At 67.6% G+C, this 25,401-nt stretch carries 27 protein-coding genes and 1 tRNA gene; 6 read left to right on the forward strand and 22 right to left on the reverse strand.

Annotated elements, in window-relative coordinates; genetic code table 11:
- Positions 1–81: 81 nt before the first annotated feature.
- Complete coding sequence (locus tag ACPCHZ_RS20165) at positions 82–642, forward strand: TetR/AcrR family transcriptional regulator (RefSeq protein ID WP_423486347.1); 561 nt, start codon at positions 82–84, stop codon at positions 640–642.
- Between the two features lie 122 nt (positions 643–764).
- The gene (locus ACPCHZ_RS20170) at positions 765–1,991 is read left to right on the forward strand and encodes a serine hydrolase domain-containing protein (RefSeq protein WP_423486348.1); all 1,227 of its coding nucleotides are present in this window, start codon (positions 765–767) and stop codon (positions 1,989–1,991) included.
- A 215-nt stretch (positions 1,992–2,206) separates the two neighbouring features.
- Here ACPCHZ_RS20170 and ACPCHZ_RS20175 read toward each other — a convergent pair whose 3' ends face one another.
- Entirely contained in the window at positions 2,207–3,724 is a 1,518-nt protein-coding gene (locus ACPCHZ_RS20175; RefSeq protein WP_423486349.1) for an adenylate/guanylate cyclase domain-containing protein, read from the reverse strand.
- Between the two features lie 438 nt (positions 3,725–4,162).
- On the opposite strand from ACPCHZ_RS20175, the gene ACPCHZ_RS20180 reads away from it, so the two are divergent.
- Together ACPCHZ_RS20180 and ACPCHZ_RS20185 are read left to right on the forward strand one after the other, a co-directional pair.
- On the forward strand, positions 4,163–5,005 hold the full coding sequence (locus ACPCHZ_RS20180) for a serine/threonine-protein kinase (RefSeq protein WP_423486350.1): 843 nt from the start codon (positions 4,163–4,165) through the stop codon (positions 5,003–5,005).
- Positions 4,996–6,168, forward strand: coding sequence for a hypothetical protein (locus ACPCHZ_RS20185; RefSeq protein WP_423486351.1), 1,173 nt, complete (start codon positions 4,996–4,998; stop codon positions 6,166–6,168). Before ACPCHZ_RS20180 ends, ACPCHZ_RS20185 begins: the two co-directional genes overlap by 10 nt.
- Here ACPCHZ_RS20185 and ACPCHZ_RS20190 read toward each other — a convergent pair.
- From ACPCHZ_RS20190 to ACPCHZ_RS20235, 10 genes are all read right to left on the reverse strand, one after another.
- Positions 6,150–6,881 (reverse strand): hypothetical protein, encoded by a 732-nt coding sequence (locus ACPCHZ_RS20190; protein WP_423486352.1) that lies wholly within the window; start codon positions 6,879–6,881, stop codon positions 6,150–6,152. The two genes, ACPCHZ_RS20185 and ACPCHZ_RS20190, sit on opposite strands and share 19 nt — an antisense overlap.
- 581 nt (positions 6,882–7,462) lie before the next feature.
- The gene (locus ACPCHZ_RS20195; RefSeq protein ID WP_423486353.1) at positions 7,463–7,945 is read right to left on the reverse strand and encodes a phage protease; all 483 of its coding nucleotides are present in this window, start codon (positions 7,943–7,945) and stop codon (positions 7,463–7,465) included.
- A 22-nt stretch (positions 7,946–7,967) separates the two neighbouring features.
- A complete protein-coding gene (locus ACPCHZ_RS20200) occupies positions 7,968–8,855 on the reverse strand; it encodes a major capsid protein (RefSeq protein ID WP_423486354.1) in 888 nt (295 codons plus the stop codon).
- 29 nt (positions 8,856–8,884) lie between these two features.
- Positions 8,885–9,265, reverse strand: coding sequence for a DUF2190 domain-containing protein (locus ACPCHZ_RS20205; RefSeq protein ID WP_423486355.1), 381 nt, complete (start codon positions 9,263–9,265; stop codon positions 8,885–8,887).
- An 18-nt stretch (positions 9,266–9,283) separates the two neighbouring features.
- On the reverse strand, positions 9,284–9,868 hold the full coding sequence (locus tag ACPCHZ_RS20210; RefSeq protein ID WP_423486356.1) for a hypothetical protein: 585 nt from the start codon (positions 9,866–9,868) through the stop codon (positions 9,284–9,286).
- 6 nt (positions 9,869–9,874) lie between these two features.
- On the reverse strand, positions 9,875–10,285 hold the full coding sequence (locus tag ACPCHZ_RS20215; RefSeq protein ID WP_423486357.1) for a helix-turn-helix domain-containing protein: 411 nt from the start codon (positions 10,283–10,285) through the stop codon (positions 9,875–9,877).
- Entirely contained in the window at positions 10,282–11,079 is a 798-nt protein-coding gene (locus ACPCHZ_RS20220) for a hypothetical protein (protein WP_423486358.1), read from the reverse strand. The genes ACPCHZ_RS20215 and ACPCHZ_RS20220 overlap by 4 nt, the downstream gene beginning before the upstream one ends.
- A 414-nt stretch (positions 11,080–11,493) precedes the next feature.
- Positions 11,494–11,886 carry a hypothetical protein gene (locus tag ACPCHZ_RS20225; protein WP_423486359.1) on the reverse strand — a complete coding sequence of 131 codons (393 nt, stop codon included), beginning with the start codon at positions 11,884–11,886 and terminating at the stop codon, positions 11,494–11,496.
- Positions 11,883–12,782 (reverse strand): hypothetical protein, encoded by a 900-nt coding sequence (locus ACPCHZ_RS20230; protein ID WP_423486360.1) that lies wholly within the window; start codon positions 12,780–12,782, stop codon positions 11,883–11,885. Before ACPCHZ_RS20230 ends, ACPCHZ_RS20225 begins: the two co-directional genes overlap by 4 nt.
- Positions 12,783–12,837: 55 nt before the next feature.
- On the reverse strand, positions 12,838–13,038 hold the full coding sequence (locus ACPCHZ_RS20235) for a helix-turn-helix transcriptional regulator (protein ID WP_423486361.1): 201 nt from the start codon (positions 13,036–13,038) through the stop codon (positions 12,838–12,840).
- 385 nt (positions 13,039–13,423) lie between these two features.
- On the opposite strand from ACPCHZ_RS20235, the gene ACPCHZ_RS20240 reads away from it, so the two are divergent.
- Entirely contained in the window at positions 13,424–14,632 is a 1,209-nt protein-coding gene (locus tag ACPCHZ_RS20240; protein WP_423486362.1) for a tyrosine-type recombinase/integrase, read from the forward strand.
- An 86-nt stretch (positions 14,633–14,718) separates the two neighbouring features.
- Here ACPCHZ_RS20240 and ACPCHZ_RS20245 read toward each other — a convergent pair.
- Both ACPCHZ_RS20245 and ACPCHZ_RS20250 read right to left on the reverse strand, forming a co-directional pair.
- Positions 14,719–14,792, reverse strand: a tRNA-Pro gene (locus ACPCHZ_RS20245).
- Between the two features lie 66 nt (positions 14,793–14,858).
- The gene (locus ACPCHZ_RS20250; protein ID WP_423486363.1) at positions 14,859–15,857 is read right to left on the reverse strand and encodes a hypothetical protein; all 999 of its coding nucleotides are present in this window, start codon (positions 15,855–15,857) and stop codon (positions 14,859–14,861) included.
- Between the two features lie 31 nt (positions 15,858–15,888).
- Between ACPCHZ_RS20250 and ACPCHZ_RS20255 the strand changes: the two genes are divergently transcribed.
- Positions 15,889–17,382, forward strand: coding sequence for a cryptochrome/photolyase family protein (locus ACPCHZ_RS20255; RefSeq protein ID WP_423486364.1), 1,494 nt, complete (start codon positions 15,889–15,891; stop codon positions 17,380–17,382).
- 1 nt (position 17,383) lies between these two features.
- Here the strand turns inward: ACPCHZ_RS20255 and ACPCHZ_RS20260 are convergent, their stop codons facing one another.
- The 9 genes from ACPCHZ_RS20260 to ACPCHZ_RS20300 all read right to left on the reverse strand — a co-directional run bounded on the left by ACPCHZ_RS20260 (position 17,384) and on the right by ACPCHZ_RS20300 (position 25,399).
- Entirely contained in the window at positions 17,384–17,968 is a 585-nt protein-coding gene (locus ACPCHZ_RS20260) for a rhodanese-like domain-containing protein (protein ID WP_423486365.1), read from the reverse strand.
- Between the two features lie 72 nt (positions 17,969–18,040).
- A complete protein-coding gene (locus ACPCHZ_RS20265; protein WP_423486416.1) occupies positions 18,041–19,405 on the reverse strand; it encodes an MBL fold metallo-hydrolase in 1,365 nt (454 codons plus the stop codon).
- Positions 19,406–19,436: 31 nt separating this feature from the next.
- Positions 19,437–19,931 carry a CAP domain-containing protein gene (locus ACPCHZ_RS20270; RefSeq protein ID WP_423486366.1) on the reverse strand — a complete coding sequence of 165 codons (495 nt, stop codon included), beginning with the start codon at positions 19,929–19,931 and terminating at the stop codon, positions 19,437–19,439.
- Complete coding sequence (locus ACPCHZ_RS20275; protein WP_423486367.1) at positions 19,928–20,278, reverse strand: DUF732 domain-containing protein; 351 nt, start codon at positions 20,276–20,278, stop codon at positions 19,928–19,930. The genes ACPCHZ_RS20270 and ACPCHZ_RS20275 overlap by 4 nt, the downstream gene beginning before the upstream one ends.
- On the reverse strand, positions 20,278–20,898 hold the full coding sequence (locus tag ACPCHZ_RS20280; protein ID WP_423486368.1) for a hypothetical protein: 621 nt from the start codon (positions 20,896–20,898) through the stop codon (positions 20,278–20,280). The genes ACPCHZ_RS20275 and ACPCHZ_RS20280 overlap by 1 nt, the downstream gene beginning before the upstream one ends.
- A 31-nt stretch (positions 20,899–20,929) precedes the next feature.
- Positions 20,930–21,454, reverse strand: coding sequence for a hypothetical protein (locus ACPCHZ_RS20285; RefSeq protein ID WP_423486369.1), 525 nt, complete (start codon positions 21,452–21,454; stop codon positions 20,930–20,932).
- Positions 21,421–22,905: an MCE family protein gene (locus tag ACPCHZ_RS20290; RefSeq protein WP_423486370.1), complete on the reverse strand. Its 1,485-nt coding sequence runs from the start codon at positions 22,903–22,905 to the stop codon at positions 21,421–21,423. Before ACPCHZ_RS20290 ends, ACPCHZ_RS20285 begins: the two co-directional genes overlap by 34 nt.
- 2 nt (positions 22,906–22,907) lie before the next feature.
- Positions 22,908–24,029 (reverse strand): MCE family protein, encoded by a 1,122-nt coding sequence (locus ACPCHZ_RS20295; protein ID WP_423486371.1) that lies wholly within the window; start codon positions 24,027–24,029, stop codon positions 22,908–22,910.
- On the reverse strand, positions 24,026–25,399 hold the full coding sequence (locus ACPCHZ_RS20300) for an MCE family protein (RefSeq protein ID WP_423486372.1): 1,374 nt from the start codon (positions 25,397–25,399) through the stop codon (positions 24,026–24,028). Before ACPCHZ_RS20300 ends, ACPCHZ_RS20295 begins: the two co-directional genes overlap by 4 nt.
- Between the last annotated feature and the right edge of the window lie 2 nt (positions 25,400–25,401).

A 25,401-nucleotide genomic window follows, 5' to 3' on the forward strand; every position in this document is an offset into this window, starting at 1 on the left:
TTGAATGGTATTCAACAAAACATAGCAGTCTCTTGAACGGCATTCAACAAATGTGATTCACCCGGTCGACGGAAGGACGCCATGGCGCGCAACAAGCGTCCCCAAGCCGCCGACGAGAAGCGGGCTGAGATCGTGGCCGCGGCACGGCAGCTGTTCATCGACGCCGGCTACGACGCCACGTCGATGAGCCGACTCGCGAAGGAAGCCGGGGTGGCTCCGAACACGATCTATTGGTACTTCGGCGATAAGGACGACGTCTTGATCGCGGTCCTGACTGCCGTGATGGCCGACGTGTGGCCGCAATATCAGGAGGTTGCGGGCGACCCGATCGCAGCCCGGCTGCTCTGGGTGGTCGGGAAGCTCACGGAGATGAGTCGCCTCGTGACGACGGTGCACGCCCGTGTCGAGCACTCACCGGCCGTCGCCGAATGGCATCGGAACTTCCACGCGATCACCGGCAGCATGTTCCGCTTCGAACTCGAGAACGCGGGAGTCTCCACCCAGACGGTGGACGCCGAAGTGATGATCGGCATCTTCACCGTCGAAGGGCTTCTCATGCACGACCTGGAGGACAGTGAGCAGCGCGCCATCTGCGACGCCCTGGCTTCGCGATGGACTCCCACTCCGTCGCACCAGAACTGAGGACCGATGCGATGATCCGACGCCGATCGTTGTTGTTCTTCACCGGTGCTATCGGCGCGGGGGCGGTGTTCGGAGCGTGCGCCAAACCCTCGCGACCACCCGGCGCCAGTGCGATACCGCCGATGCCCGTCTACGCGGCAGCCCTCAACGAGCAGCTCCCACCCATTCTGAAAGAAAACGGGATCCCCGGTGCGATCGTGTTGGTCCGCAGCCCCGACAAGGGTGATTGGAGCGCGACATTCGGCGTGGCCGGCACCGGAGGCGACGCGCCGCCCTCGATCGACGACCACGTCCGCATAGCGAGCATTTCCAAGTCGATGACCGCCACCGTCATCCTGCAATTGCAACAAGAGGGCGAGCTGGCGATCACCGATCCCATATCGCGGTACGTACCTGGGGTCCCCAACGGGGACGGCATCACCATCCAACAGCTGGCAGAGATGCGCAGCGGGTTGTACAGCTACGCCAATGACCCCCAGTTCGCCGCCACCCTGGAGAAGCATCCCGACACCGTGTGGACCCCGCAGCAGCTCCTCGGGATCGCGTTCGCCCACCCTCAGAACTTCCCACCGGGCAGCCGCTACGAGTACAGCAACACCAACTACGTGCTGCTCGGCTTGGTCATCGAGAAGCTCACGGGCATGACGGCGGCGGCCGCGCTGCAGGCCCGGATCTTCGATCCGCTCGGACTCCGCAACACGATGTTGCCGGCCCCCGCCGATGCTGCGTTGCCCGATCCGCATCCCCGCGGATACATGTGGGGGCCCAATGAGGCATTCGACGGACCCCTGCCCGAGGCTCAGCTCAAGGCGGCGCTGGCCGGGGACCTCCAGCCCGCCGATCACACGAACGACAATCCATCGTGGGCATGGACGGCCGGTGGTGTCATCTCTCGGGCGGAGGACGTCGCCGACTTCATCGAGGCGATGGTGGCCGGACCGCTGCTCGACGACGCGACCCGGCAGTGGCGGCTGGAGAACATGAAACCGATGGACCCCTCCGATCCGGGTGGCGCATCCAAGCTCGGGTTCGGAACCTACGGATTCGGATTGGAGGGCGCAGGCCCGATGTACGGCCATCCGGGGAACATCGTTGGCTTCTCCGGACTCGCCGCACACGACCCGAAGGCCGGCACCACGGTGGTCATCCTGACGACCGTGTATCTCACCCCGCAGGGCGATTCACCGCAGAATGCACTGTTCGCGCCGATCCTCGGTCAGCTGTATCCAGATGTGGCGGCACAGCTTTCCGGTGGATTCCCGGCCGCCGCACCCTCCCCGTCGACTTCGGCCGGACCCGACAGCTCGACGTCTGTGCCGCCCTCCAGTTCGACGGGGCCGGGTCGTTGATGCCGGCGACGATGATGAAGGCCTTGGCCGCCGTCGCTGCTGCTGCCCTGTCAATCCCGTCTCTGGGCGGTTCCCACCGCCCATGCTGATACCTACTGCGAGTTCGGCGACCTTCTCATTCCGGAGGAAGTGCGCTACGTAGGTACTTACCGTGAGGCCACCTGCGCGGCGATTGCCGATGTGGTGCTGACGACGCCGGAGAGGCGTTGACGGCGTCAACAAGACATATGGGTTTGTGAGTCGAGGCCGTAGACCTGTAGGGCGGCTGACTTTCCCTTCAACGCATGCGATCCCCGGTCGATGAGTCCGTCCGGTCGGTGTTCCAGGGCCCCGACGGTCTGGTGCGTGAGAAGGATCGTGTCGCCGGTGGTTTTGGTGAGTTGCTCGACGCGGGCGGCGACGTTGACGGTGTCACCGATCAGAGTGAACTCCAACTTGCTTCCACCGCCGATTGTCCCGGCGATCACCAGACCGGTGTTGATCCCGATGCCGATCCGAAGCTCCGCGCCGAATCGTTCGGCCACCAGACGCTGAATCACAACAGCAGCGTTCGGGGCGGCATCGGCATGATCGGCCAAATCGTTTGGCGCGCCGAAGACGGCCAGTGCGCCGTCGCCGAGGAACTTGTTCACATGCCCACCGGCATCAACGACAGCAGGCACCACGACCTCGAACAGGGCGTTGAGCCGGGCGACAACGTCCTCGGCGGGGTTCGCCTCGGCGAACGGGGTGAAGTCGCGGATGTCGACGAACATCACGCTCACCTCGCGGCGTTCACCGGTGAAGACATCGTCACCCTGCTCCAGTAGACGCGCCGCCAAGGCGGGGTCGACGTAGGTGCCGAACGCCGCCTGAAGTCGTTGCCGCTCAGCTAAACCGGCCTGCATCCGGTTGAACGACGCCGACAGCGCACCCAGGTCATCGTCCTGAACCACCGGCAGGCGCTGGCTGTAGTCACCGGCCGCCACCCGTTCGGTTCCTTCGGCCAGATCACGAATGGGCTGCAGCGACGGGGAGAACGAAGCACCCACGACGAGCGGGGCGAAGCCAAGCGTCAATGCGCCCCCGATCCCGACGGCGAGTACGGGGGCCTCACTGGCCCAATGGAACACCGCCGCCAGCATCGCAGCCAGGACGGCGAACGAGAACGTGGCCGCGAGCATGGACACGTTCGACCACGCGGCGAAGGTCGGCCGGGAGCGAGGGAGGGCGTCACCGATTCCCGTACCCCCGGCGATGGCGATCCTCGCTGGTCGCATTGCTGCTTCCACGAAGCTGTGGATGATAATCAGCGAGGAGACCGCGCCGAAGACCGCGCCGAGAATCCCGTATTGAACCAGCCGCGATCCCGTCGTCCCGGCGATCGCAGCGACAACGACAAAGAGCAATGCGATCCCAACACCGGCCGCCCCCACTATCCGGACAACCGATTCCCGGGCCCAGGCGTAGGTGGCCTCCAATGCCCTCACCCGATCGACATCGTGCCCTGCCGCCCACCGGTCCACGAGGCGGCTCGGGCCCACACCGGGAAGAGCCGCCATGTACGCCATCACCACTACGACGGCCACCATGACGGCGGCGGCCTCGACGTAGCGATTGGACCCCTCAAACACAACCAGGAGAAGCGCCGAACCAAGCCAGACCGGCATTACCGCGAGGGAGGTGATCGCGAAGACCGCCCACGAGTACCTCGCTGCATATCGATCCCAAGCCCACTGCCATATGCGGTCCATGCCGCGACACTACGTCGGCACCCGAGGCGACCTGCGGATACAGAGAAAGCATCAGCGAAACTCGATCCGGCTCCGAAACGGCCTCTGAACTGCTAAAACTTTTGTCGGGCTGACAGGATTTGAACCTGCGACCACTTGACCCCCAGGTAGCTGAACGGTGTTTGTGGGCGTTCACGCGAGTCCGGTCTGCGCAGGTCAGCGCGAATTGTCCACAGCCGCGGACACCCGTGGATCGGCCCGGAATCCGCGTGGTTGGCGTACGCGTTGGCGTACGGCTTGTCCCGCCACCGCACAAGCCGCGGCGTTGCTTGCGTCAATATCGGCCGCCCAAGCTACGTTGATTGGTGGGGGCCGCGCGCCGGGGTGGAACCGCCGAACTCAGCGATCTGGCGCACTCCTTTTGTTTCCTGTCAGGGTCGACAGATCGAGAGGTTACGTGTGGATATTGCAACACTGCTGACAGAGGTCGAAAGTGCTCTCGGCTTGGACAACGTCGCACCGTTGACTCAGGGCGGACAGAAGCTGGTGCTCACCGCCACGATGTCGGGCACGCCTGCAATCGCGAAAGTGATCTTGTTACCGATCGGTCCGAACGCCGATCTCACGCTCAAGCGAGCACACCGTGAAGTCGAACTGCTCGCAGCGGTGGACTCCGACTATGTCGTGAAGGTGTTGACCGACGCCGTCGAGATCGAGAATCCGCCGGTTGCGGTCTGCTGGGTCGAGGAGAGGCTTGACGGCGAGGACCTTGCAACGCACCTCACCGCGATCTGGCAGGAGGATGATGTATGGCGGCTTATTTGTGACGCGGCGAAAGCGATCGACGCGTGCCACAGCCTTGAGGTCGTTCATCGGGACCTATCCCCCGGTAATCTTCGCCGCACGACGGGTGGCCGCTACGTGCTTATGGACCCCGGTTTGGCGCGCCACTTGGAAAAGACCGCGCTGACGGGGAGCTTTCAACCGGGGACCAGGGGATGGAGATCCCCGGAACATGTGCCAGGCGGAGAACCGGTCCCGGCCAGTGATGTTTTTGCGCTCGGCATCCTGGCCTACTTCGCACTGACGGGGACGTATCCGATCGATCCCTCCGGGGACCAGGCCGATTACGACCGGCGGCTACTCGAGACACAAGCTCCACCGGTAAAGCAGCTCGCGACAAGCATTTCGGACGAGCTAGCCGCTGTCGTCGACCGTTGTTTGCAACGCCAGTCAGCACGACGATTCATCGATGGAGCTGAGTTACTCAGTGAACTGGCTAGCCTCGGGCGGTGCAGCTGATGGCCGGGGTGTTGATCCACGACGGACGCAGGATTGCTCACCGAAAATGGGCCACGGACGCGATCAGCGCAGGTTTCGCCGACGGTGTTGTGCTGACGCCTTTCTCGACGCCACGCGTATCTGTGCCTCGGCATCCCAGTGCACAGCAAGTCGCTTCAGCTGTGACAGATGTCGGTGGCGAGGTGATTTTCGACGCGATGACCCACGCGCGGTTCTTGGCGGGTGTTAATCGAACCGACTTCTACGACGACTGGGAGTTGTGGGGTACCAACGCAGTCGACGTGTCGAGTCCCCAGCAACGATTAGCTCACGTCGAGCGGGTCTTTGAGTGCCAAGACCTGGTTGGCAGTCCTCATCTCGCCCCTACGTTGTCGCTCCAATCGCCCCTAACTCAGGACGCGACCTTCGCCCGCGATCTGGCGCGGACGGCGCGTGGTATCGATTCCGGCGCATGGCAATCGCTCGCCGGAACGCGTGCGTTCTGGGCGTCCGGTGTCAATCTGGATGCATACGTCGGCACGCTGGTCGCGCTGCGCGCGCCAGTCTGGATAGTGACCGTTAACAACGAGATCGTCGTCGACCACGTCCCCGACATGACGGATGTCCTGGCCTTCGCGGGACTTTGCCGAACGGTTCACTCCCTATCGTTGCGGTCAAGGGTCATAGTTTCGCACGCGGACTACGCAGGCCTACCGGCGGTCGCTGCGGGCGCGGACACCGTCGGTAGCGGCTGGGATCGCGGACAAAGGACGTTTGATCCGAACAGCTTTCGTGTCGACTCCGATCCCGGAATCCGGATTCCAGCGTCCTACGTCACGCAGGGCAATCTACATGCGTTACTTCGCCGCGACACCGCGGAGGCGATTGAGCGCTGGGACTCCGCCGCGGCGCTCGCGATCCGAGGTGGGCCAATGCCCGCTAGTGACCAGGTTCAGCGCATGCACCATCTCAATCAGCTACGAGCTGCGGTGCTTGCCATAAATGCCGCCGGATCTCGCGCGGATCGAGTCGCCGCGCTACGGATGAGATACCAAGCGGCGAGCGCAGATTTCGACATTCTGAACGATGCGTTGCCCCGAACGGTCCAGGACCGGGACAAGTACGCATGGGCCACAGCTCCCGCGAACGTGCTCGAAACGTACGCTCAGCCCGAGGGCTTTTGACCGCTAAAGCTCTGGGCTAGTTGCTCTGACGTCGCCAATCGAAAACCGGGCTGTGGTCGGCCGATCTTGGGACGGACGACCCATCTAGACCTGACTGCCAAACCGATACCCAGCCGTCGGCATCGGCTGCTGGCATCGGTCAAGTCCCGTGGCGAGTTGAGCAGTACCACGGCACCCGCATCACACCAGCTGGAGTACCTCACGGCCTGGCTCAGGCCCTTCCGCCAATCGTTGACTTTGGCCTCGAGCGCATACGCCCGCCCAATCGGCTTCAGGCCGGGGTTGCGAACGAAACCACTTCCCATTCGTGAGAGGTAACCATCGGACGCTAAAGAGCGCAGGCGGCGCTCGGCACGTTCGATGCTCATCCCCGTCGAACGCGCAACCGTAGCGGTTGTCCGAACGCGATTCGGCGATGTCGCAGCGACGACGAGGCAGTCCGTGACGTTGGTGAGGAACGGAAGTCCGAGAGCGAGTCGTGAACGCAGATCCTCGAACGGTTGCGTAATCGCGACCAGATCGGCGACACCTCGTGGTCCCGGGAACTCCGTGCTGATGATTACGCCACCGCTCGCACCTGGGAGCCGGGTTGCGAGACGCTTCAAATCCTCGTCGAGGAGGCGCTCGCCTTTTGGCTCAAAGCGCCGTCCGGCGCGTGGCAACGACGGAACATGTTCCACGATTCCGTCGGTGATCTGCCTCGCGCTCAGCACGTTGGAAGGCTACCCGCAGCCATCAATGCCGCACGCGCGGCTTCCGTGGGCGCATCCGCCCCTATACGCATCTCGCATTCGTCCACCGCACCCGTTCTCCTAGTCCACAGCATTCCAGTGGGCGCTGACAAAAAAATGGTGACTACCGCGGTGGAAGTCACGGCACTCCCCACCCAACATTCTTGGGGGTGGCGTCGGTACCGCCGTCATCCGCCGGGAATCGGTCGGCGCAGTGCCTCCGAGCGGCGGTCGACGGAGAGCGCTGGAGTGCTCAACGCTGCGGTTGCTCACGGGTCAGACCGCCTTGCCGGAAACAATGGCGCAACCCCCGCCCCGCGGCTTCCGGCCGCGCTTCAAATGCCCGCGCGAAACCGACTCAAACATGAGCGTCCGTCGATATGTTCCGGCCGGGCCATGCGGCGCGTGGCAGGCGCTAGGCGGTTGGGTGGTGCGCCACCCCCGGCCCGCACTTACGAAGGAGACCGACCGGGGGTGCCGCGTGGCGTGTCCGGGATCTGACGACCGGACCCGGCGGCCTGGGTACGCGGCCCGCACCGCGTCATCCCAGACGTTTCATTGGGTTACCAGAACCATCCGGCGGGCTTGGCGAGGTCGTCGGTGTTGTCGGCGGCGTGACCAACCTCCGACAACGGGACGGCGGTGCCGGGCGCGATCGACGCGAGGTGTTCGATCATCGCTTCGTCGTTGGCGCACAGCGTGAGCCAGTGTTTCTCGCGGCCGGGGGTGATGCGGCCAGTGTTGATCGCATCCTCCACTGCGGCCTCCACCTTGGCGCGTGCGGCGGCCGCGGCGACGCGTCGGCCCTCTGCGGCGTCGCGGCGTAGTGCGTCGGCGGTGGCGGTGTCGATGACCTCCATGCCGTTGCGTTTGGCGGCCGCGGCGACGGTCGACGGCTTGGCCGGGTCGAGCGTCTCGACCTGCGCGGCGAGGTCGTTGATGGTGTCGATGAACAATTCGACGTCGGTCTCGCCGGGCGCGGCTTCGGGCAGGCCGAGCAGCTTCAGCAGGTCGACTACCTGATTGTCGTTCAGTGTGAGTGCCATTGTGCTGCCGATCCTTTCGGTGCTAGTCGCTGAGTCCGCTGATCCGCTTCGCCGCATATGGCCGGTCGATCGCCATAGCCGGTACGGCGTAGGCCTGAACCCACTTGGATCGGGTGAGGCGGTCGTCGACGACCTCGACGACGAGTCCGGCGGATTCCCAGCCGATGGTGCCGACCATGCCCTGTTGCAGGGTGTAAGCGGTGCCGATCGGTACGCGCGGGTTGGCGAACATGCCCTCGGCGAACCCGGCGGATTCGAGGGCAGCGTCGAGGTCCTCGGCGTAGGCGGTGCGTAGCTGGCGCGCCTGCTCGGGATGGACCACGAGTAGGTCATGCCGCACGCCTAGCTCCTCGAGGTCGGCCATCTCCTGCGCTTCGGCCCAATGTGCGGACGGTCGAGCGGCCGACTCGGTGAGTTGGTCGAGCGGCCCCACAAATTTGAGCACGTCCCATCCCGTCGCCGGGGCGAGGGTGGCAATTCCGGCCGCTTCAACTTTCGCCATGGCGCGTGTGTCTAGTTTCCTCGCAATGGTATTCGCAAGCTGGGTCGTCTGTTGGTCGAGGTAGTTGACCATGTTGCGGGTGATCTGTTCATCGGTGATCTGGAACCGGCCACCCCAATCCTCCACGGTGGCCAGTCGCGGTTCGGGATCGACGCCCTCCACGACGCGGTACTCCGCGCCGGGGGTGCGCATCTCCACGTCGGACGAGTAGAAGTCCGATGCCTGCACCACCGAGTAGAGCAGGCCGCCGCCGGTGACTGGTGCACCCAACTGGCGGAAGAATTTCGGCAGCAACAGCACCTCATCGGCAAGGCGGGCGACCTGCGCTTGGATGATCGACGGCTGCCGTAGTGCGGCGTCGACGGTGAGTGTGCGGCCGTTGAGGGCCGGGACGAGTGCGGATGGCATGGCGGCAATTCCTTTCGTGGCGTGGTGGTCTAGTAGAGGGCGACTTCGACGAGTCCGCCGTCGGCGGCACCGTTGACGGCGAGGCCGACGACGACACCGGCGGCCGCGGTGGACGCCGCGCCACCGGCACCAACCTGCACCGCCGCACCGGCGGCGATGGCACCGGCCGCGATGACCTTCGCCACGCCGCCGCGGGCGATACGCAACAGCTGCCCGGCGGCCGTTGCGTCGTCGGCGGCCACGCCCAGCGGCCGGTCACCGGCGGCGGCCTGCGCGACGGCGACGTTGCCGTTGGCGGTGCGGTTGCCGGAGGGCTTGACGAACCGCCGGGAGCCGATGACGCCGGTGGATTCACCGGTGATTGCCTGCGCTGGGCTATAGCTCCACGGGTTCTGGATCGTGGTCGACATGGTGGGATGTCCTCTCCGTTAGACGGTCATCGTTCGGGTAGTGATGCGGGTACGGCGGGCGCGGGCGACGGCGACGGCGCGGGCACGAGTGGCCGGCCCTCCACCATCCGATGGTGTCGCGGCAGCCACGACGCGGCGGCCGGACGCGGCGACGTCAACGCCGTAGAGGGCGGCCACATCGTCGAGCGATTGCAGTTCCTTGACCGCCGGGTGCGTTGCGCCCAGCAAGGCGACGGCGACGAGGACGCATGGCCAGGTGCGGCCGGTGCGGTCGACGTGATCGAGCAGGCACTCCACCGACCGCTGCGGGTAGGCGCGGGCCAGGACGGCTGCAATGGCACGCGGAATACCGGTGAACGTGCCGACGAGGGTGGTGGAGCCACCGGTGACCCGCAACGCCGTGACGGTGCCAAGCGCCGGTGCCGCGTCCCGCAGCGGCCCTTGGTGGCCGAGCTTGAGGACCGGGGTGGCGATACCGGCGGTGTGCGCGTCGACGATCGACCGCAAATCCGCCGGTGTCACCGTCCACGGCCCTGTTGACGCCGCGTGCTCGCCGGTGTGCAGCAGCGGCACATTCGGGATCGACGTCACGTTGACGGGCATCAGCGTTTACCCGCCACGGCAAGCCTTCCGCGCGGCGTGCGCCTCAACCGCTGCGGCGTCGACCAACCATGTCCCACCCGATCGGCGCGCGGCCAACCGGCCGCGCCGCACCAGGTCGCGGACGTTGCGCGGTCCGCACCCGATGATCCGGGCAGCCTCGGCGGCGGTGACGGTCGCATAGTCGCGAGCGTGCACGCCCTCGGGGTGGGGCGCACGCAACGGCAGTGTTTCGCTGCCGTTCGGCGTTGCACCACTACCGGTTTCGGCGGCGTTGGCGAGTTTCGTGGTGACTGATTGCAGGCGCGCCGACGGTTGCGACCGCTGCTCCGCCATCAGGCGGCCGAGCAACCGCAGCGCCTCGGCGATATACGCGGCGTCGTCGGCGGTGATGAACACGCCCGCCTGTGCGGTGATCACACGGTGCCCACGTCGGCATCCGGGTACACCATGAGCGAATCCACGCGCACCAGTTCGGCGCGCAGCGTCGCGGCCAACGTGTCGGGTGCGACGTCCATGCCGTGCCGCTGCACGAACGGCCCGGCTACCGACCACACCGCCGGGATCGTCAGCCCGCCGAACGGCCGCTCACGCCCCTCGCGGATCGCGAGGGTGGCGGCGGCGGACGTCATGAGCTCGTCGCCGGTGATCCGCCCGAGTGCGGACATGTAGCCAGCGCGTAGGCAACGCAACTCGAAGTCTTGATCGCCGTCGACGCACCGCAGCCGCAGCGCGGCCACCTCGTCGCCGGTGAGGTGGTCGCGTAGCCGGTTGACGACCCGCCACGCGGCTAGTTCGACGCGGGCACGGTCGACGGCCACCGGTGGCGGCAACACGTCGGCCAGCGATTCGGCGGCGGTGAGCACCCGCAGCCGATTGATGGGTAGCCGGTGCGCGGCCGCAAGCCACATAGCGCCGGGCAGCAGCGACCAGCCGTCGTCGTCGGAGCCGCACTCACACGGCATCGACGCGTGGGTGGCGGCGGCGGCGAAGCCGACGTCTAAACCGGCGAGGCCGAACCACAATGCGATGGCCGCCGATGCGTTCGTGCGGACGCCGCACCGCACCTCGGGGGGATCGCGGTCAGTTGGCACCGGCCGATCCAGCCGCGCCGACTGCGCGGACGCGACCCGCGCCACTAACGCCGCCTCGTCGACAACATCGCCGTCTTCGTCGGCGGGTTCGCCAGCGCTGCTGCTCGGGCGTCCAGTCATGGTGTCTCCTTCGTGGTGGGTGTGTGGTCTCGCGGGTAGGCGGCGCGCAGGACCGCCACGGCTTCGGCGATCTCGTGCGCCAATCCGAGAGCCTCCTCCGGCGTGGCGGTAACGAACATTGGCCCGAACCGGATCGACACACGAGGCGGATCACGTTTCGCAACAACGCCGATCGTCGTCTCGACGTCGAGGTGCGCCCTCACGGTGCACGCACCGACGGTGGCTCATGGATCGACCCGGTGATGTCGCGGGCCGATGGCGGTGCGGTCGGCGCACCGTGATCGCATCGGGTCGCCGGGTCCACTGGCGTCCCGTCCGGGCCGAGACGCCAACCCGACGGGTCGCAGTGTCGGCACGCGCGTATCGCCGCCGCCCGTGCCGCGCGGGCCGCCTGTTCGGCCGCGGTGCGCCGCGTCATGTCGCGGTGCCCCGTTGGCGGTCGTGCCACGCGCAGGCGTCGCCGAGCGCCGACACCGGGACGCGGCACGGCCGTCCGTGGCGGTTGGGTCGTCCGCACCGCGGCCGTGACGCAGCGGCGATTGTGGCGTCCACAGCGGGCGGCAGCGGGCCGAGCTGTTCGTGGTCGACATCGCGGCACATCGGGTCGTAGCGCACCGCGGGGTTGTCGACGGCGCTGTGGTCGATCAGTACGAGGTGCTCGCCGAACGCGACGCTGGTAGCGAGGGCGGCGTAGTGCCCGCTGCCTTCGTTGTAGAGGGCCGCGCTGCGGCCGTAGTCAACGACGGCGGTATCGCCGGTCACGGTGTCGGGGTCGGTGTCACAGCCGATAGCGTTCGTCTCGTTCATCGACGGGCTTCCTGGTGGCTCGTGACGATCGGCGCGGCGAGGTTGGCCATCTGCCGATGCCGACGGCAGCGGCGGGTGGGTTCGTCGGGGTCATCGGGTTCTGTCCACCCGGTCGGGCCGCAACCGCCGCACGCCTTGATCTCGTCCTGGATCGCCTGCTTCTCGCCGCCCCGCCACCGCTCGTAGTCGTGGGCCCAGCCGTCGTGTGCCGCGCGGAGGTCACGGCACGCACCGCAGTCGGGGACTCGGCCTACCCAGTTGATGTGCCCCCGGCAGCGTGTCGGTGGCTCGGGACCGGGATGCGGGTTCGGCGGCCCGGCGCTAGCCGGTGCCGCATCGCCGAAAGGGAACGGCTGATCCTCGGGGGGATCGTCCGGGTAGTCGAACGGGCCGGGTGGTGCCGGTCCCGCCTCGCGCGCGCTCCCCTCGTTAGTAGAACCGTTAGTAGAACCGTTAAGTCCGACACCTGAGTGGCGGGATCGGTCGCGGTTTTGTCGGGATCGGTCGCCGCTCTGTCGGGATCGGTCGCCCTCCGATCCCGACACCTGGGTGGCGGGATCGTTGCCAAGCGATACCGACACCTGAGTGGCGGCATCGCCAAGGGACGCGACCTCGTACACCGGGGCGCAGGCGCGGCCGTTGTTGTTGTTGAACCCAGACCTCACGACTCGAACGAGACCCGCTTTGCGGAGGTCCTCGACAGCCCGCTCGGCAGTTCGCAACGACGCACCGTAGAGGGCGGCACGTATGTGCGACCACGGCACCGATCCCTGGCGGGTATCAGTTCCCGCCTTTTCCGCGATGGCGATCAGGCCGTGGAAGGCCCGCGGCGGCAACCCGGCAGCCTTAATCGAAGACGACGCTGCCAACACCTCGCCAACCAGCTGACCGCTCATGGCCCACCCGGTCCGCTGTCACCGGCGTGCTGGTGGCGACCGTGACCGTGACCCGTCACGATGCCGTTGCAGCGGCCTTGAGCCGATCGACGTATGCCGTAATTGATTCGGAGGTCACGAAGGCCCGGCCGCCGATGTGCACTCGGACAAGTTCGCCCTGGTCGATCAGGTTGTAGACCGTCGTTCGGCCGATGCCGCCGAGGCGTGGTTGGACATCTGGAAGCAGCACCCGAAGGGCGTCGGGCGTGTTGTTCATTAGGTGACTACTCCGGGGTCGGTGGACATGTCCGCGGTGGTCCGCGGTTAGGTGCAATCATGCACACTGCGGCCGTCGATGTCACAGCCAAGAGTGTTGCTGTACAACATGTTTGGCGCTATCCGTAACACCACGTGGTACCGCGGCAACCGGCTACGGCCGTCCGGTCAACCGCATTCGGATGCGGATCAGACACGCCGTGACCAGCGCGAACCCACCGCGGAGCGCGGCCACGTGAAACTACCGACTGTGGTTGCCGTGCGACCGCAAAATTGTCGCTACGGCACCACCCACATTGGATGTGCTCAATTGCGTTGGTAGTCAGAATCGTTCACGCACGTGCATGATTGTCCAGACACGATCGAACTGAGGAGGGCGCGGGACCATGGGCAAGCGGTCGAACGGCGAGGGCAACGTTTACCAACGTGCGAACGGCACCTGGGAGGCCCGCATGTCCTTCGTCGACCCGGACACCGGGCGGCGGCGGCGCGTGTCGTTCTACGGCAAGACGTCGCGGGCGGTGCGCGCGGAGATGAAGAAGGCGCGCGATCGGGTCGACGCAGGTGCGCCGGTCAAGGACGCGAGCACCACCGTCGCCGATTGGCTATCGCATTGGTGCGCAACGACGCTCGCCGTGTCGGACCGCAAGGAGACGACACGTGCGCTCTACACCACGTTGTCGCGCCGTCACCTCGAGCCCGCACCGTTCGGCGCGACACCGCTCGACAAGCTGCTGCCGTCCGACGTCGAGGCACTCGTCCTGCGGCTGCGCGCTAAGACCAAGCCGGGTCCGAAGGACGCCGATGGCAAGCCCGGTAACCCTGTGCGGGCGTTGTCCGACTCCACGATCCGCTCCACCTACACCGTCCTTCGGTCGGCGCTCGACGGCGCGGTGCGCGACGGGTTGCTTGCACGCAATCCGGCGGCCCAGGTGCGGCGTCCGGGCGTCCAGCGCACCGAGGCTAGGCATCTGGACTCTGACGGCGTGAACGCGGTTCTACAGGCCGCGCAGACGTCGCGATACCACCCGGCGCTGGTGCTCATCGCGTCCACCGGCCTCCGCAAGGGCGAGGCATTGGCGTTGTCGTGGGATCACGTCGACCTCGACACCGGTTCGCTTCGCGTGGCGGCGACGATCAGTCGGATTGGTGGCCGGTTAGTCATCACCGAACCGAAGACGGTGCGGTCGCGTCGCGCGGTGCCGTTACACCCGGCGGTGGTGTCGATGCTGCGGAAGCAGAAGGCGCGGCAGGCAGCCGAGCGACTGCGGGCGGCGAACCAGTGGCAGGACTGCGGGCTTGTGTTCACCACCGAACTCGGCGGCCCGGTCGACCCGCGGAACCTCCTGCGCGTGATCGCGCTGGCGTCGCGCGCGGCGAAGGTCGATGACGTCGGCGTGCACACGTTGCGCCACAGCGCCGCGGTGGCGTGGTTGGAGTCGGGTGTGCACATCAAGGCCGTGGCCGACCTGCTCGGGCACTCGTCCATCGCGATCACCGGCGACGTGTACGGCCACACGTCGGATGACACCGCGCGGGCGGCGGTCGACGTGTTGGCCGGAAGGTTGGGGCTAGTGGACGCGGGCGGACGGTAACAAACGTGTGCGCGTTGGCGTACGGGTTGGCGTACGGGACGGAAAAAGGCACCTTCCGGGCCTCCGGAAAGTGCCTCTGACCTGTGTCGGGCTGACAGGATTTGAACCTGCGACCACTTGACCCCCAGTCAAGTGCGCTACCAAGCTGCGCCACAGCCCGCGGTGCCGCCGGGATCGCCGGCAGCGATCGAGAGCCTACCGCAGGCCCGCCCGGAGATCCCAACCGCTATCCGTCTGTCTCGCGGTAGCGCGGCGGCTTCGGATACCGCTCCGACCAGCCGCCCGGATACCGCGGGCGCCAGTCGCACGTCTCGTAGTGGTCGTACATCGCGGCATAGGCCGCCGGATAGTTCGCGTACACCTCGAACGCCGGCAACGGCAGCTCGATCTTCGTCCCATACGGCTCGGCGTGCACCAGGCAGAACTCCGTGCCCTTGCTGAACAGCGTCACCCGGTTACACCGCGCACATCGGGCGATGGCCAGCAGGTGCCTGCCGTGCAGCGCGTGCCCGGCCGGGATCACCCAGGCCGCGCGCTGCCCTGCCGCGGCCGCGTCCTCCGCCGTCAACCGGGTGAACTGTGGCGGTAGCTCGCCGAACTCCGGGCCGTCGGCCGTCAGCCCGTCCTGCAGCCGGTTCACCAGATACGGCAGCGCGACGTGTCCGGACCACCACTCCCGCGCCGGCCCGATCCCCGGCCGGACGAGGTCGATGTCCTCGGCAGCGACGGCGGTCCCCAGCCCGACCGGGAACGCACGAACATAGCCTCTGAACAGATCGCACATCCCCGCGTCGTCCTCGACCACCATCGGCCTGACCTCGCCCCGGTCCCGACGCTCCCCCACCCACGTCCCAGTCTCGTTGCGGCGCAGCGTGAAACCGGGATCGCCGTCGCCCCAGAAGATGGTGTCGCCTCGGATCGTCGCACCGAGCAGGCCGACCGCGTTGAGCGTCCTCACCAGCCCGTGCGGCGTCCACGGCGCCGGGAACCGGGCCAGCAGGGCCACGCTTAGCACCGTGCGGCACGGGTACTCCGTGTCGCATGCCCGGCACTCGATCGACCTGTACTTCGGACCGTGGTGCTCCAGCGCCTGCGCCAGCAAGTACTGGTGCAGTCCGACCGGCTCGCCGGGTCGCTTCAGCTCGCGCAGGAACACCATCAGCAGGAAGTAGAAGTCCTTTGCCGCCTCGAGCGACCCGAACGGCGGTGCCGTCAATGTCCGCATCAGCGCATCGTAAGGACCGGCGGCCACCCCGGTGAGCACCAAAGTGCGCGACGACACGCCGCTGTGGTTGTTCGCAGACCAGCTCGGCCCGGCGATGTACGGCGGCGAACACGCCCACCGCGAAGTCCTGCTCATCGAGTCGGTCGCCGCACTGCGCAAGCGTCGCTACCACCGCCAGAAGCTCCATCTCGTGCTCTCCGCGCTCCGCCACGCCGATCGCGACCTCGGCGACCGCGCCACCCTGATGCGGACCGACGATTACACCGATGCGCTCGAACGCTTCGACCGGCCGGTGCTCGTGTTCCAGCCGACCTCCTTCGCCGCCGAACGCTTCGTCAACCGTCTGCACGAGCAGGGCCTCGTTGCCGATGTCCTGCCCACCCCGATGTTCGCGCTCCCCCGAGCCGACTTCGAGCAGTGGGCGGGCAACCGCACCCGGTTCCGGATGGAGGACTTCTACCGCGACCAACGCCGCCGCTTCGACGTCCTGATGCAGGGCGCCGACCCGGTGGGCAACCGGTGGAACTACGACGAGGAGAACCGGGAACCGCCTCCGAAGAAGCAGGATCGGCTCGACGTGCCTGCGCCGTACCGGCCACGCGAGGACGACATCGACGAGCAGGTGCGCCGCGATCTCGACGCGATGGACCTCGACACCGTCGGCGTGGACGGGCCCCGCCTCTTCGCCGTCACCCCCGTCGAGGCGCAACGGGCGTTGAAGCGGTTCGTCGACCACCGGCTCCCCCTGTTCGGCCGCTACGAGGACGCGATGATGGGCGACGACTGGGCGATGTCGCACTCGCTGCTGTCGGTGCCGCTCAACCTCGGCGTGCTGCACCCCCTCGACGCGGTGCATGCCGCGGAGCAGGCATACCGCCGCGACGGCGCCCCGCTCGCCGCGGTCGAAGGCTTCATCCGGCAGATCCTCGGCTGGCGAGAGTATATGTGGCATCTGTACTGGCATTTCGGCCCGGGCTACACCCGCAACAACGCGCTGGCCGCCGAGACGCCCCTGCCCGACTGGTGGCGCGACCTCGATTCCGACGCCGTCACCGCCCAATGCCTACGGCACGCGCTGATGGGCGTGCGCGACCGTGGCTGGACACACCACATCCAGCGGCTCATGGTGCTCGGCAACCACGCGCTGCAGCGCGGCTACCATCCCGCTGAACTCACCGAGTGGTTCGCGACCGCCTACGTCGACGGCTTCCGGTGGGTGATGCCCACCAATGTGGTCGGCATGAGCCAGCACGCCGACGGCGGGAGGCTGGCCACCAAGCCCTACGCCGCGGGTGGCGCCTACATCAACAAGATGAGCGACCACTGCGGCGACTGCGTCTACGACCCGAAGAAGCGGGTCGGCGACGATGCGTGCCCTTTCACCGCCGGCTATTGGACGTTCGTCGACCGCCACCGCGACCGGCTGGCCCGCAACAACCGCACCCGCAGGGCGGTGTCGTCGATGGAACGCCTCAAGGATCTGCCGGCGGTGTTGGAGCAGGAAGCGGCACGGAAAACGTTCTAGCTCAACCGGTTTCGCGGAGCCGCGCCAGGATGTCGTCGGAATCGACGTTCGCGCCGCGGTTGTAGGGCAGCTTGGACAACGCGGTCGCCATCGCGCAGGTGTTGCTCACCGCGGCGAAGGTCAAGCCGCCCCCGATCGCAGCGGCCACCCACTTCAGCTGCGGGACGGCGACACTGCCCACCACAGCGGACAGCACCACCGAGCCCGCCACGAGGCGGACCTGTCGTTCGAGTGCCCACTTCTGCGTTCCGCGGTCGACGTCGAAACTCTTGCTCTCCCACTCGCTGAAGCCGTTCGCGAGCACCCGTCCCCCGGTCAGGCCCGCGTCGCGCAGGATCGACTGGGCCTTCGTCGCGCGCTGCCCGGACTGGCATACCAGGACGACGTCCTGGTCCTCGGCGAGCAGCTCGGCGACCTGAGCGTCGTGCTTGTCGAGCAGATCGAGCGGCACGTTGTGCGAACCGGCGATGTGCGCGGTCTCGAATTCGGCGGGCGTGCGCACATCGAGGATCCGCGGCGGCGCGGCGGACTGGAAGCGGTCGCGCAGTTCCGACGACGTGATGGTGGCGGGGGCCGGTGCGTTCATGGTGTCACTCCTTCTTCAGCTGCGGTCTACCGCAGGCGTACCCCAGGGCGCCGTGCCGTCAGACATTTCCCGTCACGGCGATTCTGAATCGGTCGACGTCGTGAGGCCCAGCCGCTCCGCGCTGCCGTACTCGTCGTCGATGAGTACGACCCGCCGGTCCTCACGGTCGAGCAGGGCGGCCGCCACTGAGGCGCGGTAACCGCTGGCACAGTGGATCCACACTTCGCGGTCGGCCGGAATCTCCGCGGCGCGTTCGGTGAGTTCGTGCAGGGCGACGTTGATGGCGCCGCGCACATGGCCCTCGTCGAACTCGCCGCGCTGCCGGACGTCGACGACGGTGACGCCGTCATCGCCGAGCACCTCGGCCAGGTCGGCGAACTCGGCGACCCGGTAGCTGCGCAGCGGCGCACCGGCGGCGAGCGCCTCGATGTCGCCCGTCGCCTGACCGGTGAGGCGGTCGACACCGATTCGCGCGAGTTCCCGCTGCGCCTCGGCGATCTGGTCGGTGTCCTCGCCGATCAGTGTCAGCGCCGCACCCCAGGCGTACAGCCAGCCGAGGTAGCTGACGAACGAACCCGAAAATTCGAAGCCGAAGGTGCCGGCCAGGTGGCCGGCCGCGAACGCGGTGCGGCTGCGCAGGTCGACGACCCATTCTCCGGCGTCGATCCGCCGGCGCAGCTCTACGGGGTCCACCGGGGCGGGCGGCGTGAGATCCGCTGCCGCGGGACCCGCCCTGTTGATCACTCCCATGTGTGCGTAATAGGCGGGGTATGCGTCCAGATCGGCGAGCAGGCCGTCGACGAATTCCTCCTCCGCCTGGGTGAGTGCGGGATTGGTGTCGCGCTGTTCGCCGATGGTCGATGCGTCGGTGTCCGCCGGGGCGGCCGAGCAGAAGCTGCCGAATCCGTGTGTGGGGTAGATCGGGGTGGCTGCGGGCAGCTGGTCCGCGAGGCGGCGCACCGAATGGTACTGCTGGCGCGTCAGCTCGGCGGTGTCCTGCTCGCTCACCAGGTCGGTCCGCCCGGTGCTGCCGAGAAGCAGTGAGCCGCCGGTGAACACGCCCGCCACGCTGCCGGATGCGTCGCGCAGCACGTAGCTGACGTGGTGGTGGGTGTGTCCGGGGGTGAGCAGCACGTCGAGGTGGATTCCGCCGGTGTCGACGCTGTCCCCCTCGCCGACCGCGCGCCGTTCGAACTCGACGTCTTCGCCTGCAGGTAGCACGTATTCGGCGCCGGTGACCTCTGCGAGCGCCAGCCCGCCGGTCACGTAGTCGTTGTGCACGTGGGTCTCGAGCACATGGGTGATCCTGACGTCGGCGGCGGCCGCCAGCACGCGGTCGATGTCGCGTTGCGGGTCGATGACCACCGCGACCTCGCCGTCGCTCACCAGGTAGCTCCGGTCACCGAGACCGGAGGTTTCGATGATCGACACGTCCAGAGTTGTCATCTCACACTTCCTCGGTTGCGGGTCATGCCTGCCGCCCGTAGACCGCCACCACGACGGAGCGGTCCAGGCTGTTCTCCGACCAGACGCCGATGGCGGTGTAGCCGCAGTCTCGCATCACGGCCAGGTCGGTGGGGTCGGAGTACCACTGGTTCACGATGTCCAGCCCGTTGATCGCCAGGGCCGGGTTGATCGCCACGGTCTGTGCCACGTCGCCGGGGAATCCCGCTGCCCTGGCGCGGGTTTGCGCCGTCGACCCGTCGGACCCGATGTCGCCGTCGAGGTTCCGGTTGGCCAGGACGTCACGCGTGTGCCATTCGGCAGCGAGTCGCAGCTGCGGGTTGATCTTGACGTCGTTGCCGCAGCCCGCGAGGTAATGGGTGCGGTACACGTTGGCCACCACACCGTCGTTGAGGCGCGCGTTGTCGGCACCTGCAGGGGGCGTCGACGGCGCACCCGAAAGGGCAAGGACCACAGGAATCGTCAGCGCCACAGTGCGCCGGAGCAACGGCCGGCTCACGGTTGCGGAGTTCGGTAGTGAGCGGCGGAGTTGCGGAGCTGCCAGATCTGCGCCGGGCACAGCTCACCGGCGGCCTGGTTCACCAGGTAGGCGGCCTGATAGTCGTCGGTGGTGCGGAAGTCGGCGCGGATGTCGGCGATGATCTGCGCATAGGGGCGGTGGGCGGCGATCTCGTCGCAGATCGCGTGTCCGTAGGCGAGCGCGGCGTCCGCGTTCGGGAAGTTGTAGCCGGGCCGCACCGTGACGTTGACGAGGTAGCCGATCGCATCCGCGCTGGCGGGCGCGGGCACCGCCACCCCGACGCCCAGCACGGCCGTCGCCGCGACCACGGTGGTGACGATGCGCATCACACCGGCTCGAACTGCGAGATGAGCCAACGGTCGCCGACCTTGTCGAGGCTCACCCGCACGCTGGAGGCGGACGTCGTGGGCGGAGCCGCGCCGATCGAGGTGGCCTGGTCGACCAGCACCAGGACCACCGCGTGCTCCGGGGTGGCCGACACCGACGCGGCCGCCGGTATGGTCGCCGTCGCCGAGATCTGTTGCTGCTTGGCCCCCGGCGCGACCACATCGGTGACCAGTCGGGTGTATTCGTCGCGGAAGTCGCCGGTGAGCCGGTCGACCGCCGCGGTCAGCTCGGTGTCCACGGTGTCGGGGCGGTAGGACAGGATCGCGACAGTACTGTCCTTGGCCGCTTGCACGGACTGCTCGGCCGCGGTCTGTGCCGCACGCGCCGAATCCTGTTCGTACTTGGCGTAACCGAGGCCCAGCGCGACGATCAGCGCGAGGCCGGGCAGCGCGCCGAACGCAAGCAGCCGGACCCACGGGATCGCGCGGCGGTGGCGGCGTGGCGCCTCGGTCGGCTCGGCATCGGCGGTCTCGTCGGCGGTCTCGTCGGTGGTCTCGGGCTCCTCGACCTCGACATCGGCAAGGGCATCGTCGGCGGCGGTCTCGGTGTCGACTGTCATCCTGAGCAGCCTCCTGTCGTTGATCGGCGGGTCACGGCACGAACGCCACGTTCGAGATCTTCGCGCCGTCGTCGGTCTGGCGGACCGAGATCCGCATCCGCCAGCCACGCGGCTCCGTCTGCGGGGCAGTCGCACTCGTCGTCGTCATCGACACGGTGACGAGCACGTCCGCTTGGTCTGCGGTACCGGACTCCAGGCCGGCCTCGGTGACCGTGCCCTCCGATGTCGACTGCATCTGCCTCACGGCATCCATGAACGGTTGGTAGCGCTGCTGGAACTCGTCGTGGAAGTCGCCGGTCGACTGCTCGAGGATGCGCTGCATCGCGGCATCGATGTCCGTGTGACTGACGGTGGTGATGTTCACCGCCGCCTGACGGGCGACCTGGACGAAGGTGTCGCGTCGGCTCTGCGCTTCACGCTGCTGGTGGTTCTCGTAGCCGAACCAGCCGAGCAGACCGCCAAGGGCGGCCAGGACGACCAGTCCGGCGGCCACGGCCGCGCGTGTGTTCGACGGGCGAACGGCTACCCGCTCGGCGGCGTCAGCATGTCCTGCCATGTCTTCCCTTCTGGACTCTGCGTCAGGTCGGAATTGGTGTGCACCTGGCCGTCCGGACCCACATAGGTGCCGGTCGCCGGGTCGTACGGCGCGAAGGCGACGGGCGGCGTCGGTGGTGGCGGCGCGTCGGGCGGCGGTGGCTGGTCGACCCCCGGCCACGGCACACCCGGCTCATACTGGGGCACGCCCTGTCCGGTCACGGTGGCGTTCGGGTCGCCCTTCCAGTTGAATCCGTCGTTGAGCGGCACGTACTGCTCGCTGCTCTCGCACATCTCGACGGTCGGGGCACGCTTGGCGGGGTCGTTCTCGCACGGGATGTTGCGCACGCCGCGCACGTTGAGACTCGAATCCTGCGGCACCCGGCAGTACAGCTCGCCCGCGGGCCGTTCCGGCGCGTCGACGTCGGAGGCCGACCGCTGCTGCTGAACCGGCAGGAAGCCGGTGTTGCAGGGCGGCGGCAGGTTGAGGTTGAGGTTGAAGTCGAGATAGATGCCCCGGTAGTCCTGCTTGGTCCCGGCGTTGGCCAGCGCGATCGCCGACATCACGGCGGTGCCCTGCGGGAACAGCACCAGCAGCTGCTCGATGTCGGCCCGGTAGGTCACCGCGATCTCGCCGAGGCTGACCATGTTGGCCAGCAGGACGGGCAGCGCGGGTGCCACCCTGTCGAAGAACGCCCTGCCCTCGGCCAGCGCGGGTCCGCCCTGGACGAGCAGGTCGGCGAACGCGCGGTCCTGTGCCGCGAGCTGGCCGGTGATCGACCGCATGCGCGCCGCCCAGGTGGCGATCGAATCGGCCGTCCGGACCTGCGAGTCGAACACCGGTGGGGACTTGTCGATCAGCTGGGTGAGCGGGTCGATGGTCCGGCCGGCCTCGATCGCCAGCGAGGTCGAGCCGTCGACGATGCGGGACAGTTCGGGGCCGAGCCCGGCCACCGCGGTGGCCGCTTCGTCGACGACCGTGCGCAGGTTGTCCTGCGGGATCGCCTGTAGCGCGGTGTTGGTGGCGTCCAACAGGTTTCCGATGTCCGGCGGGATCTGCGTCCGGCCGGCCGGGATGACGTCGCCGTCGCGCAGCGTGCGCTGCGGTTCGTCGGGCGTGCCGGGTTCGGGGGTGAGTTCGACGAACTGTTCGCCGATGGCCGACCGGCTGTGCACCGCGGCGGTCACCTGGGCGGGAACGGGTATGTCCGAGTCGAGCTTCAGCACGGCGCGCACACCGTCGCGGGTGACGTCGATGGAGGTGACGCGGCCGATCTCGGTGCCGCGGTAGGTGACCACCGACGTCGGGTACAGCCCACCCGAGGCGGGCAGGTCCAGCGTCACCTCGTACCGGCCCACCCCCAGCAGCGCGGGGACCTTGACGAAGCCGAACGCCATGACGCTGCACGCCACGACCGTGATCGTGGCCAGGATCGCCAGCTGGGTCCATACCGTGCGGGACAGGCGCAGCATGGTCAGTACCCGCCGAAGTGGTAGGGCGCGATCAGCGGGTTGGCCGCGGTGTACGGGCTGGGCATCTGGCCGATCGTGCGGCCCCACTGCAGTTCGAGTTCGGTGAGGTCGCCTTCCCACCTGGTCCCGGTGAACAGGCTGCTGTCCAGTCGGCTCAGCGTCAGATCGATGACGAGGCTGATGTTCGCGAAGTCGCCGCGGAACCAGTTCGGCAGCGTGCTCTTGACCCACGGATAGGTGGACAGGAAGTCCAGGCCCTTGGTCAGCGCCGGACCGGCGTCGGCCAGTTCGCGGAAGACCGGGGCGATGCTGCGCAGGTTCGCCACCAGGGCCTCGCGGGTCTGGTCGATCGTCGAGGTGGCGATCGCGCTGAACTTGCCGAGCGAGTCGATGGCCTCGACCAGGTTCGCCCGCTGCTCGGCCAGCACGGACAGTGCCTTCGGGATGGTGGTCAGCGCCCTGTCGACGGTGGTGTCGTTCTCCGCGACCTGACCGGCCAGCGCATTCAATCGTTCAGTGGCCGTGATGATGTCGTTCGTCTGCGCGTTGAGCTGGCCGATGAAGACGTCGAGCTGGGTGAGCAGGCTGCGCATGACGTCCTCGCGGCCCGCGAGCGCCGTCGCGAACGCCTTGTTGATCTCCTGCAGCTCACCGAGCCCGCCGCCGTTGAGCAACACCGACACCGAGGCCAGGGTCTGTTCGGTGGTCGGGTAGGTGGCGGCCGACGACAGCGGGATCACCGAACCGTCGTGCAGCCTGCCTTGGGGCGGGGCGTCGGTGGGCGGGGCGATTTCGATGTGCATGGATCCGAGCAGGCTGGTCTGACCGACCTTCGCGGTGGCGTTGGCCGGCAGTGCGACGTCGCCGTCGATCCGCATGGTGACCAGTGCGTGCCAGTCCTGCACCTCGATCTTGGTGACGTTGCCGATGTTGACGTCGGCCACCCGGACCCGGGTGTTCTGCTGGATCACCACCACGTCGGGCAGCTGCGCCTGGATGGTGTAGGAGCCGTCGCCCGAGCCCTCGGTGCCGGGTAGGGACAGCGAATTGAGCCCCCGCCATTGGCATCCGGTGACGGCGGACAACAGGACGACGGCAAGTGCTGCCGCCGCCGCGCCCCTCACGGTGTCCCTCCCGGCGCGGGCGGCGGCGCGGGCGCGGGCGCTCCGCCCGGCGGCAGCATCAGTCCCGCCAGCCCGAGACCGGGATCGACGACCGGCCCGGGCCCGGTCTGCCCCGCGGGTGGCGCCGCCTCGGCGGGCAACGGCCCGGAGGCGCCGGCGATCGGCGGCGGGACGTCCAGCGGCACCGGCGGTGGCAGGTTGGGGTTCAGCCGGTTCTCGCTGTAGGTGATCTCATTGGGCCGCGCCGACGCGCCGACGAACGGGTTGACCCCCAGCGGTGGGAAGTTGTACTGGCGGTTCTTGATGATCGGCGCCAGATACTGGACGCACAGCTTCGACGACTGCTCCCAGCCCTTGCGCGATGCGGCCTGCACGGCGCTGCAGATGAACTGCACCGTGTTGGCGAAGTTCACCGGAGCGAGGATGCCGGTCACCGCGCTCTGAGCGGGCTGGTAGATGTTCATGAAGTTCTGGAACACCGTCGGCGTGATGTGCAGGACCTGCTTCACGTCGGCGCGGCTGTCGTTGAGCGCCGTGGTGACCGACGCGAGCCGGTCGACGGTGACGCCGAGACCCTCGCGGTTCTCGGCGACGAAGCCGCGCAGATCGTTCACCGCGCCGTCGAGGGCGCGGGTGGCGTCGGCGAACTCGTCGGGCGAGTTGTCCAGCAGCGTGGTCACCTCGGCGAGGTTGGTGTTGAACGCGGCGAGCAGATCGCTGCTCGACGTCAGGGCCGAGACCAGCAGCTGCAGGTTGCGCACGGTGCTGAAGATGTCGGTGCTGTGGTCACCGAGGGCGGAGATCGCCTGCGAAAGTTTGATCACCGTCTGGCGGGCGGTGTCACCTTCCCCCCGCAGGTTGTCCGCAGCGGTGTTGACGAACTCCCCCACTGCACTCGGGCCACCCGGCGTGACGGGCTGCAGCGACTCGGTCAGCTTCTCGAGCTGCCTGCGGAAATCGTCCCACTCGACGGGCACCGCGGTCCGGTTCTGCGGGATGACGCCCCCCGCTTCGAGTTTCGGCCCCCCGGAGTACGCGGGGACGAGCTGGATCGCCCTGGCACTGACCAGCGACGGCGACAGGATCGCAGCCTTCGCCTCGGCGGGTACCGGGTATTCGGAGTCGACGGAGAACGTGACCTTGGTGTTCTCCGGCTGCGGGTCGATCTCGTCCACGGTGCCCACGGCGACACCGAGGATGCGGACCTCGTCACCGGTGTACAGGCCATTGGCGTTGGCGAAGTACGCGGTGAACGTGTCCCTGCTGACGCGGTCCCACCACGGTGTGGCCACCACGGTGGTCGCGACTACGAGGATGAGAATCAGCGTCGCTGCCAACCCGATTCGCGCATGACGGACATCGATGTGCATGA

This window comes from Mycobacterium sp. NPDC050041 (assembly GCF_049541695.1).
Lineage (GTDB): Bacteria > Actinomycetota > Actinomycetes > Mycobacteriales > Mycobacteriaceae > Mycobacterium.